Source organism: Streptomyces sp. NBC_01426, assembly GCF_036231985.1.
In the GTDB taxonomy this organism is placed as follows: domain Bacteria; phylum Actinomycetota; class Actinomycetes; order Streptomycetales; family Streptomycetaceae; genus Streptomyces.
The window spans coordinates 1250626-1263740 of the sequence record NZ_CP109500.1 but is presented as its reverse complement, the minus strand read 5'-3'; the positions used below and the strand labels follow the sequence as shown (position 1 = coordinate 1263740).

Sequence of the window (13115 nt, the reverse complement as noted above, 5' to 3'; positions counted from 1 at the left end):
CGGCCGTCGCGACCTCGTGCGCGGCGGCCGCGCCCGTGGCGGTGCGGCGGCGGACGGGCCGTGCGGCGGGGTGGCGCCGAGGGGGCCGCCCGGTCGTCCTCGACGTACGTCGGCCCCCGCGTCCGGTGTCGCTCGGCGTGTCGCTCAGCGGGCTCCGAAGTTCTGCGTCCACCAGGGACCGCCGGAGCCGTTGTGGATCCCCACGCCGATGTCCTTGAAGGAGCAGTTGAGGATGTTGGCGCGGTGACCCGGGCTCTTCATCCACGAATCCATCACGGACTGGGCCGTCTGCTGCCCCCTCGCGATGTTCTCCCCGTACGTCGACCAGTCGTAGCCGGCGGCGGTGGTCCGCTTGCCCGGGTCCGCGCCGTCGGGGTTGGTGTGCGCGAAGAAGTCACGTTGGGCCATGTCGTCCGAGTGCCCCTGGGCGGCCGCCCGCAGTTGCGAGTCCTCCTTGAGCGGCCCGCAACCGGCCTTCGAACGCTCGGAGTTGACCAGTGCCACCACCTGGCCGGCCACGCCCTGCGGCGGGGCGGGCGCCGGCGCGGGCGCGGAGGGGCGCGGGGCCGGCGGGTCGCTCTTGGTCCGCTTCGGGGTCGGCTTCGGCTTCGGGGTCTGGCTCGGCGACGGCGAGGCGGAGACCGACGCGGAGGGCGAGGCGGAGGCGGAGGCGGACGGAGAGGGCGACGGCGACGCAGAGGCCGAGGGGCGGGCCGTGCTCGCGTCGGGCGCGGAGAGGGCCGCCAGCGGGGACGCGGGGGCGCTGCCGGCGGCCTCGGGTTCACCGGAGCCGGGGAGCGAGCCGAGGTACACCAGGCCGCCGCCCGCGACGCACGCGGCGATGACCGCGCCGCCGATGGCCCGGCGGCGGTTCTGGCGCCGCCTGCGCAGGGCGCCGCGACCGGCTGCGGCGTCGGCGTGTCCGTCGGCGCCCTCGCCCTGTTCGACCGCCTTGCGGCGGGCCGCCCGGCCCGGGCCGGACACCACCGGGGACAGCTGCGTCGCCGCGTCGGCGAACGAGGCCCCCGCATCGGGCGAGCCCCCCGAGCCGTACGGGGCGCCCGCGTCGTACGGGGTACCCGAGCCGTACGGGGCGCTCGCGTCGTACGCGGGGCCGGAGCCGGCGTAGGCCGCGCCCACCGGGGTCATGCCACCCGCGCCGGCCGCGGCCGACCGGACGCCGGCCAGCAGCGCCGCACCGACCGGCACCAGTGCCAGCCCGGCCAACAGGCCCTCCGCCGGGACCAGGCCGCTCCACAGCCCCGAACAGCGCACGCACTCCCGCGCGTGCCGGGCTATTCGCTTGCGCCACAGCGTCGAGGGGAGCCCGTCCCAGCCCGCCGCGAGCGTCCGCAGCCCCTCGCACGGAGGTTGGGCGTCCAGTGCCCGCTCGACCACGCGCGCCGATTCCAACTGGGCCTTCATCCGCTGGACCCGGACCGCCGTGTGCTGGGGGGAGAGCTCCAGGGCGGCCGCCATCTCGCCGCGCGTCAGCTCACCGGCGCACTCCAACCACCACAGCGACAGCAACGCCCGGTCGTCGGGCTCCAGCCAACGGGTCGCCCGGGCCGTCTCCCGGCGCTGCCCCTCCAGGTTGAGCCGTACGACGGTCAGGTCGACGAAGTCGGCGCCGGGGTCCGCGACGTCCCAGGCAGCGTCCAGGCCGCTCTCGCCCGGACCGCTCTGCCGGGCCGCCCAGTGGGCGCGTATCCGGTTCATCGCGATCGCGACCAGCCAGGACCGGAAGCTGTCGTCCGTGCGCAGACCGCCCAGTCCGTCCAGTGCCCGCAGCATGGTGTCCTGCACCACGTCGTCCACGTCACAGGACCCGTTCAGGGCCCGGCCGACGATGTTGTAGACGAGCGGCAAGTAGGTGCTGACGAGCTCGTCCTGCGCGCGGGGATCGCCCGCGCGGGCCGCTGCCACCAGCGCTGCCGTGTGCTCTGTACTCATGTGATGTTCCCTGTCCGTACCGGCGGTCGATGATGCCCAATACCTGGGAGACCGTCGAGAGGGGCCCCGATAACACTTATCCGGAAGACGAATCCGCCGCCACCCCGCGACCGTGTCATCGGCCACCCGGGCGGGGTGGCGTTCGGCCGCATCGTCGGCCCGGGCGATCCGCCCCGGGGCGGCAAGCATCGCATCACCGGGCGCCGCGCCCCACACCGCCGTTGCCCCGGAGGCGCGGGACTCGCCGGCGCCGCTTCGACGACCGGACCGCGTGCCGGCGGGCCTGGAACACCGCCGCTGCGGGAGTTGCTCAGAGCAGCGGGGACAGCGCCGCCGTGGCCGCGCGCAGGGCGGGCGCGTACGCCTCGATCTCCTCACGGGAGACGAGGAAAGTGACGGTGGTGACCGAGACCCCGCCGACCGGGCGACCGTCCGGGCCCTCGATCGCCGCGCCGATGCAGCGGATGGTCGGCTCGTTCTCCTCGTCGTCCACCGCGAAGCCCCGGGCGCGGACGACGTCCAGCTCCGCCATCAGTGCCCGCGCGGTGGTCAGCGTCCCCGGAGTGCGGCCCGGCAGGCCGGTGGCGGCGATCAGTTCCCGTACCTCCCCGGTCGTCAGGCCGGCCAGAATGCTCTTGCCGATCGCCGTGGTGTGCAACGGCATCCGCATGCCCACCCGGGACGCCGTCCGGAAGGGCTGGTCGCTCTCCAGCTTCCGGATGTAGGTGATCGTCTCCCCGCTGTGCAGGGCGAGATGGACCGTCTGACCCGTGGCCCGCCGCAGCTCGCGCAGGATCTCCTCGACGCTCGCCGGCTCCCCGCCACTGACCAGCGCCGTCAGCCCCCGCAACCGGGGCCCCACGCCGTAGCGGCTCCCCTCCTCGGCGCGTACGAAGCCCTGCTCGATCAGCGAGGCCAGGATCCGGAAGGTGCTCGACTTGGGAACGGCCGCCGCGGCCGTCAGATCTGCCAGCCGGTGCGGGCCGCCCGGGGCGGCCACCGCCTCCAGGATCCGGAGCGACTTCTCCAACGCGGAACCCGCCGCCGACGCCCGCCCGCCGCGCGTGACGCCATCGGCTCCAGATGCTGCATCCGTTGACACGGGGTCTCCCGGCGTGTGTAAGGTCCGAAACAGTAAGTGCCGGTACACGATACGTCGTTCCACTACGTGGAACAACTGGGGGTTCCTTGTTGTCCTGTCATCCCTACGCGGTGATAGCGGCGCAGCGCCTGCTGCCGGTGTTGCGCGACGCCGACGCCGACGAGGCCGTCCGCCGGACCACCGCCCTCCTCGCCGCGGGCTGCCGCGCCGTGGAACTGACCACCTCCACCCCCGGTTGGGCCGACGCCGTGGCCCGGACCGCGCCGCTCACCGACGCCACCGGCCGCTCCGCGCTGATCGGCGTCGGCACCGTCACCACCGCCGCCCAGGCCGAACAGGCCCTCGACGCCGGCGCCGGGTTCCTGATCTCCCCCTACCCGGCGCCCGAGGTGCGCGCGTTCGCCCGCCGGCGCGGGGCGGCCTTCATCGAAGGCGGATTCACCCCCGGCGAGATCGCCGAGGCCGCCCGGACCGCGGGCGCCGCGAAGGTCTTCCCCGCCCACGTGGGCGGACCCCGGTTCATCCGCTCCCTCAAGGCCGTCCTCCCCGAGGCGCTGATCATTCCGACCGGGGGCATCCGACCGGGCGAGGTCCGCGAATGGCTCGCCGCGGGGGCGGGCGCCGTCGGGATCGGCGAGGGGCTCCCGGCCGACCCCGGCGAACTGGCCGCCGTCTTCGCCGAACTGGCCCTGCCGTGCTGCCCACGCTGCACCCCGGAGCGCTGACCGTGCCCGGACGGCCGCACCCGACGGACTACGACGTCCTCGTCCTCGGCGAGGTCCTCGTCGAGATCCACGCCGACGCAGCCCTGCGCGAGGCCGCCGACGGAACCCCCGCCCGCCTCTCCTACTCGGGCGACGCGCTGAACGCCGCCGCGGCGGCGGCGGCAGCCGGAGCCCGGACCGCCCTGCTGGCCGTGGTCGGCGAGGACGAGCTGAGCGTGCCGCTGCTGGCCCGCGCCACCGCCCTCGGCGTGGACGTCTCCCACGTGCGCCGCGCCCGGCGCCCCAACGGCGCCTACCTGCTCTCCGCGGACACCGAGGGCGACCGGGAGTTCGTCTACTGGCGCACCGGCAGCGCCGGCTCCACCCTCTCGCCCCGGCACATCGCCTCCTGGCGGGGGCTGCTGACCGGCTCCCCGACCCTGATCACCAGCGGCATCACCGGCGCCCTGTCACCGAGCAGCCGTGAGGCGGTGGTGGCCGCCGCCCGGATCGTGCACGAGGCGGGCGGGCACCTCTCCTACGACCCCAACCACCGCCCCCGCCTGACCGGTCGGGGCGAGGCCCGCTCCCTGCTGGCCCTGATCGCCCCGCTGACCGGGCTGCTCAAGACCTCCTGCCCGGCCGACGCGCTCGCGCTGGTGGACACCGATGAACCGCTCCTCGCGGCGGCCCGCTACCGGGCACTCGGCGCCCGCGCCGTCGCCGTCACCGGGGGCGCCGACCGGCTGCTGCTGGACGACGGGTCGGGGCCCGTGTTCCATCCGGTGCCCGTCAACGCCGCGCCCGTCGACGCGACGGGCGCGGGCGACTGCTTCACCGGTACCGTCACCGCCCGGCTCGCGCTGGGCGACACCCTCGCGGACGCCGTGTCGTACGGGCTGGCCGCGGCCTCCCTGTCCGTGTCCGGCCGAGGCGGCACCGGACGCGTCCCCACCTTCGCCGAGACGGCGGCCCTGGCCGCGGCCCACCGGGGGAGGGCCCGCTCCGACTGACCGCCGACCGGCGATCGCCCCGTACGGCCGGTCCCGTACGGCCGGTCCCGGGGGCTCCTTACGGTGCTTCGAGCAGGGCGATCTCCGCCGGCGACAGGCGCAGCGACCCGACGGCGACGTTCTCGACCAGGTGATCCGGGTTCCCGGTACCCGGGATCGCCAGCACGTGGGCGCCCCGGCTCAGCGTCCACGCCAGGCGGAGCTGGGCCGTGGAGACCCCGTGCTCCGCGGCGAGCGCGAGCACCCGCGGCCCGTCGGTCTCCACGACCCCCGCCTCCCGGCCCGCGCCGGCGATCGCGAAGAACGGCACGAAGGCCACGCCCTGCTCGCCGCACGCGTCCAGGAAGGCGTGGTCCTCGGCCGGGGAACCGATCCCGTACGGGTTCTGCACGCAGACCACGGGCGCGATGGCCCGCGCCTGCGCGAGGTGGTCGGGGCGCGCGTTGGAGATCCCGAGGTGGCGGATCAGCCCGGCCGTGCGGAGTTCGGCGAGGGCCCCGAAGTGCTCGGCGATCGAACCGGTGCTCTCGCGCCGGGGCACGCGCAGATTGACCACGTCGAGGTGGTCGCGGCCCAACTGGCGCAGGTTCTCCTCGACCTGGCCGCGCAACTGGTCGGGCTCCGCCCACCACCAGTTCCCGTCGGCGTCGCGGCCGGGGCCCACCTTGGTGGTGATGACCAACTCGTCGCCGTACGGGGCGAGCGCCCGGTTGATGAGCTCGTTCGCCGAACGCAGCGGGGAGAAGTAGAAGGCCGCGGTGTCGATGTGGTTCACCCCGAGCTCCACGGCCTTGCGCAGCACGCCCGTGACCCGGTCGCGGTCGCTCGGGGAACCGTCGGCGAGGTGGGTGAGGCGCATCGCGCCGAAGCCGATCCGGTTGACGGTCAGATCGCCCAGCCACCAGGTTCCGGCCGCAGCCGCATCGATCGTTTCAGAGGTCATGCGGCACTCTCGCACACCCCACCCGCAGGGCTCCCACCTGCGGTGCGCTGCACCCGGCGGACCCAGGCCCCGGCCCTACCCAGCAGCCTCGCGCATGGAGGCGCCGCCGGGCCGGGTCGTTTCGCGGCCCGGCGGCGCCGGTCAGGAGGGCCCTGTCAGGGCCGGGATCAGCGGCCGCGCAGACCCCGGTCGACGGCCGTGATCAGCTCGCCGTCGGCGGTGTCGGCGTCCAGCGACCAGAACATCGCGCCGCCCAGGCCGTTGTCCCGTACGTACCGCGTCTTGGTGCGCAGCACCTGCGGGTCGTCGTACGTCCACAGGGTGGTGCCGTCGAACAGCCAGGCGTGGCCGCCGCGTCGGTCGCGGTGGAGCGTGAACGTCCCCGAGTCGGCCAGCCGGCGCAGTTCCTTGTAGTCCGCGTAGCCCGCCGCCCAGGCGGCCGGCGCGGGGCCCGTCGCGGGCTGCCCCAAGCCGTCGCCGCCGCCGCTGACGCCGGTCCAGCCCTGCCCGTAGAAGGGCATGCCCATCACCAGCTTCCGCGCCGGCGCGCCGCGGCGCAGCCAGGCGTCCACGGTGCCGTCCACGCTGAAGTCGTTCCGCGCGTACAGCGCGGACTGCTGGGCGGTGTTCTTCTCACCCGACACGTGGAAGTCGTAGCCCTGGAGGGTGACGAAGTCGAGGTCGCGCATGATCCGGGGGACATCGAAGCCCGCGTCGATCTTGGCGGGCGCGGTCGGGACGAAGGCGGTCAGCTCGTACGTCCGCTTCTGCTTCTGCCCCCGGCCGTACGCGTCGAGCTGCGTACGGAACTCCTTGATCAGCTCGGTGAAGTTGCGCTTGTCCTCCGGCCGGTACTTCGTGTCCGTGTCGCCGGCCGAGCCGGGCCATTCCCAGTCGAGGTCGATCCCGTCGAAGACCCCGGCGGCCGCGCCCTGACCGCCTCGGACGCCGTCCTGCGGCAGGTTCCCCTTGATGTAGAGGTCGATGCAGGACCGGACGAGGGCCTTGCGCGAGGCGGGGGTGAGCGCGGCGTCCGAGAAGTTCGTCGACCAGCTCCAACCGCCCAGGGAGATCAGCACCTTGAGTCCCGGGTGCCGGGCCTTCAACTCGCGCAGCTGATTGAAGTTGCCGGCCAGGGGCTGACGGTCGTCGTCGGCCACCCCGTCGACGGAGTTCGCTGCGTCGAGCGGGCGCGCGTAGTCGGCCCACGCGTCGGCCTCGCCGGGGACGTTGCCCGTGAAGCACTTGCCCTCGGGACTGATGTTGCCGAAGGCGTAGTTGATGTGGGTGAGCTTGCCGGCCGTGCCGCTGGCCTCAAGGTCCTGGACCTGGAAGTCCCGCCCGTAGACGCCCCATTGGGTGAAGTACCCGACCTTCCGGTACGAGCGGTCGTGGCCGCCGCCATCGGCCTGCGCGGCGGCGGACGGCGCGAAGGCGGCCAGCAGGGAGAGGGAGCAGGCGGCGACGGTCAGCCTGCCGAGCGTGCTGAAGCGCATGGGCTTCCTTTGCGGATGCGGGAGCGGATTCGCGTGCGCTGTGCTGTGCTGTGCACCTCGGAAACTATTGGTCTGGACCATCTCGGTCAAGGGGGCGTCCACCTCGGGTTCCGCGCCGCCACCGGCCCGTCCGAAAAACATCCTTCACGGCACTGGGCACCTTCGCGCGCCGTCGCTACCCTCCGCGCATGATTCCCACGGTGGTCTGGGGTACCGGCAACGTCGGCCGCGCGGCGATCCGCGCCGTCGAGGCCCACCCGGCGCTCGAACTCACGGCAGTGATCGTCCACGACCCGGCGAAGGTCGGCCGCGACGCCGGCGAACTGGCCGGACTCGACGGGGCCTTGGGGGTGGTCGCGACGAATGACATCGACGCGGTGCTGGCCGTCCGGCCCGCCGCCCTCGTCTACGCGGCCTCCGGCGACATCCGCCCCGACGACGCCCTCGCCGACATCACCCGGGCGATCGCCGCCGGTGCGGCGGTGGTCAGCCCGGCCCTCTACCCGCTCTACGACCACCGCAACGCCCCGCCCGAGTTCATCGACCCGGTGGCGGCCGCGATCGCCGAGGGCGGCGGCTCGCTGTTCGCCTCCGGTGTCGACCCGGGCTGGGGCAACGACGTCCTCCCTCTCCTGATCAGCGGCCTCGGCACGACCGTGGACGTGATCCGCTGCCAGGAGATCTTCGACTACTCCACCTACGACCAACCGGACTCGGTCCGCCTCCTGGTCGGCATGGGACAGCCGATGGACCACGCACCGATGATGCTGATGCCCTCCATCCCCACCATGGTGTGGGGCGGGCAGATCCGGCTGATGGCCCGGGCCTTGGGCGTCGAACTCGACGAGATCCGCGAGACCTCCGAGCGCCGCGCCCTCGACACCACGGTGACCACCCGCACCATGGGCGAGTTCGAGGCCGGCACCCAGGGCGCGATCCGGTTCGAGGTCCAGGGCATCGTCGAGGGCGAACCCCGCATCGTCATCGAACACGTCACCCGCATCCACCCCTCCTGCGCCCCCGACTGGCCGACACCGCCCGACGGGGTCGGCGCCCACCGGGTGATCATCGAGGGCCGCCCCCGCATCGAGGTCACCATCGAGGCCACCGACGAGGGCGAGAACCGCTCCGCGGGCGGCAACGCCACCGCGGTCGGCCGACTGGTGGGCGCCATCGACTGGCTCGTGGCCGCCGAACCGGGAATCTACGACGCGCTCGACGTCCCGCTGCGACCCGCAGTCGGCAAACTCGGAAGGAAGCAGCCATGAGAATCGACATCCCCGAGGGCCGGCACCCCATCGAACACGTCTGGGGCGACATGGTCCCCGGCATCGGGATGGCGGCGGCGAACTTCTCCCTGTCCGTGTATGCCCACACCACCCTGGGACTGCGCGAGTTCGAGGCCGCCCGGCTGCGCATCGCGCAGATCAACGGGTGCGTGTTCTGCCTCGACTGGCGCACCGACCGCGACGGGGAGAAGGTCGAGGACGAGTTCGCCGACGCGGTCACCGAATGGCGGACCACCAAGGCCTTCGACGACCGCACACGGATCGCCGCCGAGTACGCGGAGCGGTACGCCCTGGACCACCACGGCCTCGACGAGGAGTTCTGGGAGCGGATGACCGCGCTCTACAGCCAGGTCGAGATCGTGGAGCTGAGCATGAGCATCGGCTCCTGGCTGGCCTTCGGCCGGCTCAACCACGTGCTGGGACTCGACAGCGTCTGCATGCTGCCGGGGAGTTGAGATGGCCCGGGGCCGGTCGGAGGATCCGATCGGCCCCGGGCTTCGCTCATCGCTACAGGTCGGTCGCGATGATCTTCTCTATGTTCCGCTCCGCGAGCGCCGTGATGGTGACGAACGGATTGACGCTGACGTTGCCGGGGATCAGGGCCCCGTCGATCACGTACAGGCCCGGATGTCCGTGCAGGCGACCGTAGTTGTCGGTGGCCTTGTCCAGGATCGCGCCGCCGAGCGGGTGGTAGGTGAGGTGGTCGCCCCAGATCTTGTACGTCCCGAAGAGATCGGTCCGGTAGATCGTCCCCTCCTTCGAGTTGATCTTGTCGAAGATGGTCTTGGCCATGTCGATGGCCGGCTGCTTCCAGGCCGTCTGCCAGTTCAGGTCGACCGTGCCCGTCGCCGCGTTCCAGGTGAACTCGGCGCGGTGGGGGTTCTTGGTGATCGACAGGTAGAACGACGCGTACGTCTCGATCCCGGTCGGCAGCGGCGCCACCTCGGCGAAGGCCCCGCCCGCGTTCCAGTTGTCGATGCCGCCGCAGGGGATCGTCGCCTGGAGCTTGCCCGTGGGGTCCCACATGTGGTTGGCCCGCCCGCACATGACGTTGCCGTTGTCCCCCCAGCCCTTGCCGATCTCGCCGTTCAGGTGGGGCAGGGCGCCCGTCGCCTTCAGTCGCACGAGCAGCTTGCTCGTGCCGACGCTGCCGGCCGCGAAGAACACCTTGTCGGCCGTGACGGTCTTGGTGGCCACGGCGTCACCGGTCGTGTTGAGCTGCTCGATGACCACCGTGTAGCCGCCGCCGGTCGTGGGGGTGACCGTGGTGACCTTGTGCAGCGGCGAGATGCTCACCCTGCCGGTCGCCTTGGCGGCCGCGAGGTAGGTCTTCTGGAGCGACTTCTTGCCGTTGTTGTTGCCGTAGAGGATCTCGCCGTCCAACGCCGACTTGGTGGCGGTGCCGGCCGCCTCCTGCTTCATGTAGTCCCAGTCGTACACGTCGGGCACGAAGACGAAGGGGAAGTTGGACCGCTGGGCGTGCTTGCGGCCCACGCGGGCGAACTGGTAGCAGCTCACCGTGTCGAACCAGGCCGGGTCGATGAGGCCCACCCCGAGGCCGGAGTTGGCGCGCGGATAGTAGGTGTTGTACATCTCGTCGGCGTTCACCGTGGGCAGGATCGCGCTGAAGTTCTCCCGCCTCGGGGTGACGGCCATGCCGCCGTTGACGAGCGAACCGCCGCCGACGCCGCGGCCCTGGTAGACGGTGATCCCCGCGAAGTCCTCGGCGTCCAGGATGCCCGTGTACTTGGGGATGTCCTTGTCGATGGGGAAGCCGAGGAAGTAGTTCAACGGGGCTTTCGTCCGGGTGCGCAACCAGTACGAGCGCTTGTCCGGGTTCAGCGTGTTGCAGAAGATCTTCCCGTCCGGACCCGGGGTGTCCCAGGCCATGCCCATCTCGATCATGTGGACGTCGACGCCCGCCTGGGCGAGGCGCAGGGCGGCGACGGACCCGCCGTACCCGGTGCCGATGACGAGGGCCGCGACGTGGGCCCCGTTGTCGATGGGTGCTGCCGCGGCGGCGGCTTTCGCATGGGCCGGAACGGCGTTGAACGATAGGGTCATGGCTCCCAAAATGGAACCAGTTCCAGCGATGAAACCACGGCGCGAGACGCCCTTGGAAACCTTGCTGTTCAGGGACTTGTCACTCATGTGACGTTCCTCACTCTCGACGGAGTGAGAACAAGTTCTACTGTCGACGGCGTGGTAAGTCACTACATACGCCGAGGTAATTTGTGGCTGGTTCCGTATCGCTGGCCCCACGGCGCGGGTGACACGCGGCCAACGGGCACGGTCGGGGCGTGCGGTCAGTGCCCGCGGTCGGGGCGCGCATCCGGGGCGCGTCCGGGGCGTCGGCACAGGGGGCGCGGACCGTGCGGTCGGCCACCGAATTCGATGGCCCTTCCGGCAGCGTCGTGTCATGGTTGGTCCTGCCGAAGGGGCGTAGCTCAACTGGCCAGAGCAACGGTCTCCAAAACCGTAGGCTGCAGGTTCAAGTCCTGCCGCCCCTGCACGTCCGCACGGAGGGGAATGACCCTCGCGTGCCGGGAGGAACTCGTGAGCCCCGCCGGAACTCCGGCGGGGCTCACGGCGTCCCCGGGCGCGGCCGCGAAGGCAGGCGCTTCCCTGAGGTCGGGCGGACATGGGTCCGCCCGTCGGTCGCTGTCCCCGAGGGGGCCGACGGGCGGCATCCGAGTAGCACCGCAGCCCGCGGTCAATCGCTCGAATGTGTCAGGTCAGCCTAGAGCCGACCACTGACAACGACCCACCGCGGACAACGACCCACCGCGGACAACGCCCGACCGCGGGCAACGACCGAGGGCATCGGCAGGGCGGTCGGGGCAACGCTCAGGCGGGACGGTCGCTGAAACTCGGCAACGCAGGGATCGTGCCGGCCGGCCAGTCGCCGACATCGGCGCTGAAGCGCGGAGCCGGCAGGGTTTCCCACCAAGAGCGGACCGCCAGGGTCGTGTGCTCCGCGCCGGTCCGCGGGTCCACGTACGCCACCTCCCGCTCACCGCTCCTGCGCACCGCGATCCGTCCCCGCTTGCAGCCGTCGGGGTAGTCGTTCCAGTTCACCCCCGCCTCCGACCGCAGCAACTCCCGCATGCCGCCGGACGACACGCCGTGCAGCCGCTCGTGGGGGAAGTGGGTCTGCGCCGCCATGCCGATGCTGTTGCGCACGGCGTCCCGCTGCCGCCACCGGAAGTAGTTGGCGACCTCGACGGGATCGGAGAGGGTGAACACGCGGGCGTCGAACAGGGCCCGTCGGCCCGGGCGGCGCTCGTTGAGCACCGCCGTCGCCAACGAGGCCGCGACGGACAACTGCTTCGCCACCACACCGCCGAACCACGGCTCGGTACCCGCACCGCCGAAGTCGGTGTACAGGACGCTGACCTCGTCGGACTGCGTGTACGAGAACCGGGCCCCGGCGATCTCCGCGCACAGCGCCTCGGCGACCGCGTCCATGTCGGCCATGAAGGCCTCGTCGTACGGGCGGTTCGCTCCCCGTATGTAGGTGTGGAATGCGCGGCCGTCGACCCGGAGCAAGGTGTAGGTGCGGCGAGGCAGGACCGCACGGTGCACCGCCTCGTACCGCTTCATCCGCTCGCCCAATGCCGTGCCGTCCGCCATGTCGTCCCTTCGTCCGTGTTGCCCCAGTCTGGCACGCACGGATCCCCGGACCCCCGGGCCCGGAACACAATGGCCGATCCGGCGCCACGGACGACGAGCCGGGCGTGCCGAGGATTCGACGCCCCCTGATCGCGCGGCCGTCATCGCCGTCGCCCGGTACGGAACCGGTGCGCCAACGCAGCGGGGGGCCGGGCCCTTGTACGCGCGGGCGCGCGGCGGCCCTCCCGTGGGGAGAGCGGGAGGGACGCGCGCCCGGGATGGTCCGGGAGCACACCGTATGCCCGGGTACACGGGTGCGGGTAGGCATATGACAAAGGGAATTCCGGATAGGCCGATACCGGGCCTAGACGTGGTCGGGGCCGCCCTCGCCGAGACCGTCGTCGGGATCGTCGGCATCGTCGTCGAGGCCGTGGTCATAGGCCCCCGCCTCGACGCGCAGCGCCAGTTCGCGCAGGACGTCCATCGACGAGACGTCCGTCCGACCGGAGTCGTGGACGGCCGCCAGCGAGTTGAACGCTGCGGCGAAGGCTCCGACGATCGTGTGCACGGCGGGAGCCAGCGTCTCCCCGACGATGCGGCCCACCTGGAGGGGAGTCGCGTCGGCCGGCACGCTGAAGTGCGGCATCATCTCGCTCAACAACAGCGTGACGACACCCGGCTCCGAGGCGGGACCGGCTTCGAGGCCGGCCTCGTGAGACCTGCGGATTTCCTGGGACTCCGTGAGGATCCCGATGACTCGCTTCATGATTTCCGCGCGCTCCATCTGGGGAGGGTAGCCCCTGCGAGGACACCGGGCGCGGGGTTGCCGAGGTCCGGCCCGCCGCCGGGTGTCTGGCAGACTGGGCAGGGTTCTCCCAGGCGGTGCAGGACAGGAAACCGGTGCGAATCCGGTGCGGTCCCGCCACTGTGACCGGAACCCGTCCGCGGGTTCCGGGAGTCAGACACTGACGCACCGCCTCTTCACTTCGACCGGGGACGCGGA

General features: G+C 72.2%; 11 protein-coding genes, 1 tRNA gene and 1 riboswitch. Of the genes, 5 read left to right on the top strand and 7 right to left on the bottom strand.

The window, feature by feature from the left end:
- Positions 1-144: 144 nt before the first annotated feature.
- Together OG906_RS05650 and OG906_RS05645 are read right to left on the bottom strand one after the other, a co-directional pair.
- Entirely contained in the window at positions 145-1953 is a 1809-nt protein-coding gene (locus OG906_RS05650) for a sigma-70 family RNA polymerase sigma factor (protein WP_329440592.1), read from the bottom strand.
- A 310-nt stretch (positions 1954-2263) separates the two neighbouring features.
- Positions 2264-2983 (bottom strand): IclR family transcriptional regulator, encoded by a 720-nt coding sequence (locus OG906_RS05645; protein ID WP_329440590.1) that lies wholly within the window; start codon positions 2981-2983, stop codon positions 2264-2266.
- A gap of 182 nt (positions 2984-3165) precedes the next feature.
- On the opposite strand from OG906_RS05645, the gene OG906_RS05640 reads away from it, so the two are divergent.
- Together OG906_RS05640 and OG906_RS05635 are read left to right on the top strand one after the other, a co-directional pair.
- Positions 3166-3780 (top strand): bifunctional 4-hydroxy-2-oxoglutarate aldolase/2-dehydro-3-deoxy-phosphogluconate aldolase, encoded by a 615-nt coding sequence (locus tag OG906_RS05640; protein ID WP_329440588.1) that lies wholly within the window; start codon positions 3166-3168, stop codon positions 3778-3780.
- A complete protein-coding gene (locus OG906_RS05635) occupies positions 3750-4772 on the top strand; it encodes a PfkB family carbohydrate kinase (protein WP_329440587.1) in 1023 nt (340 codons plus the stop codon). The genes OG906_RS05640 and OG906_RS05635 overlap by 31 nt, the downstream gene beginning before the upstream one ends.
- A gap of 58 nt (positions 4773-4830) precedes the next feature.
- On the opposite strand, the gene OG906_RS05630 is transcribed toward OG906_RS05635, so the two are convergent.
- Both OG906_RS05630 and OG906_RS05625 read right to left on the bottom strand, forming a co-directional pair.
- The gene (locus OG906_RS05630; RefSeq protein ID WP_329440585.1) at positions 4831-5715 is read right to left on the bottom strand and encodes an aldo/keto reductase; all 885 of its coding nucleotides are present in this window, start codon (positions 5713-5715) and stop codon (positions 4831-4833) included.
- A gap of 167 nt (positions 5716-5882) precedes the next feature.
- Positions 5883-7211: a glycoside hydrolase family 18 protein gene (locus OG906_RS05625; RefSeq protein ID WP_329440583.1), complete on the bottom strand. Its 1329-nt coding sequence runs from the start codon at positions 7209-7211 to the stop codon at positions 5883-5885.
- A 188-nt stretch (positions 7212-7399) separates the two neighbouring features.
- On the opposite strand from OG906_RS05625, the gene OG906_RS05620 reads away from it, so the two are divergent.
- Both OG906_RS05620 and OG906_RS05615 read left to right on the top strand, forming a co-directional pair.
- Complete coding sequence (locus OG906_RS05620; protein WP_329440581.1) at positions 7400-8479, top strand: NAD(P)H-dependent amine dehydrogenase family protein; 1080 nt, start codon at positions 7400-7402, stop codon at positions 8477-8479.
- Entirely contained in the window at positions 8476-8955 is a 480-nt protein-coding gene (locus OG906_RS05615; protein WP_329440579.1) for a carboxymuconolactone decarboxylase family protein, read from the top strand. The genes OG906_RS05620 and OG906_RS05615 overlap by 4 nt, the downstream gene beginning before the upstream one ends.
- Positions 8956-9007: 52 nt before the next feature.
- Here the strand turns inward: OG906_RS05615 and OG906_RS05610 are convergent, their stop codons facing one another.
- Positions 9008-10651 (bottom strand): GMC oxidoreductase, encoded by a 1644-nt coding sequence (locus tag OG906_RS05610; protein WP_329440577.1) that lies wholly within the window; start codon positions 10649-10651, stop codon positions 9008-9010.
- A 285-nt stretch (positions 10652-10936) separates the two neighbouring features.
- Between OG906_RS05610 and OG906_RS05605 the strand changes: the two genes are divergently transcribed.
- A tRNA-Trp gene (locus OG906_RS05605) sits at positions 10937-11010 on the top strand.
- A 337-nt stretch (positions 11011-11347) separates the two neighbouring features.
- Here the strand turns inward: OG906_RS05605 and OG906_RS05600 are convergent.
- Both OG906_RS05600 and OG906_RS05595 read right to left on the bottom strand, forming a co-directional pair.
- Positions 11348-12133: a tRNA(His) guanylyltransferase Thg1 family protein gene (locus OG906_RS05600; protein ID WP_329440575.1), complete on the bottom strand. Its 786-nt coding sequence runs from the start codon at positions 12131-12133 to the stop codon at positions 11348-11350.
- Between the two features lie 343 nt (positions 12134-12476).
- The gene (locus OG906_RS05595; RefSeq protein WP_329440574.1) at positions 12477-12896 is read right to left on the bottom strand and encodes a hypothetical protein; all 420 of its coding nucleotides are present in this window, start codon (positions 12894-12896) and stop codon (positions 12477-12479) included.
- A 65-nt stretch (positions 12897-12961) separates the two neighbouring features.
- Positions 12962-13100, top strand: a riboswitch (cobalamin riboswitch).
- The last annotated feature ends 15 nt before the right edge of the window (positions 13101-13115 follow it).

Coding starts and splice junctions, on each gene's coding strand:
- OG906_RS05650 (WP_329440592.1), bottom strand. CDS start 1,953: ATGAGTACAGAGCACACGGCAGCGCTGGTGGCAGCGGCCCGCGCGGGC.
- OG906_RS05630 (WP_329440585.1), bottom strand. CDS start 5,715: ATGACCTCTGAAACGATCGATGCGGCTGCGGCCGGAACCTGGTGGCTG.
- OG906_RS05625 (WP_329440583.1), bottom strand. CDS start 7,211: ATGCGCTTCAGCACGCTCGGCAGGCTGACCGTCGCCGCCTGCTCCCTC.
- OG906_RS05620 (WP_329440581.1), top strand. CDS start 7,400: ATGATTCCCACGGTGGTCTGGGGTACCGGCAACGTCGGCCGCGCGGCG.
- OG906_RS05615 (WP_329440579.1), top strand. CDS start 8,476: ATGAGAATCGACATCCCCGAGGGCCGGCACCCCATCGAACACGTCTGG.
- OG906_RS05610 (WP_329440577.1), bottom strand. CDS start 10,651: ATGAGTGACAAGTCCCTGAACAGCAAGGTTTCCAAGGGCGTCTCGCGC.
- OG906_RS05600 (WP_329440575.1), bottom strand. CDS start 12,133: ATGGCGGACGGCACGGCATTGGGCGAGCGGATGAAGCGGTACGAGGCG.
- OG906_RS05595 (WP_329440574.1), bottom strand. CDS start 12,896: ATGGAGCGCGCGGAAATCATGAAGCGAGTCATCGGGATCCTCACGGAG.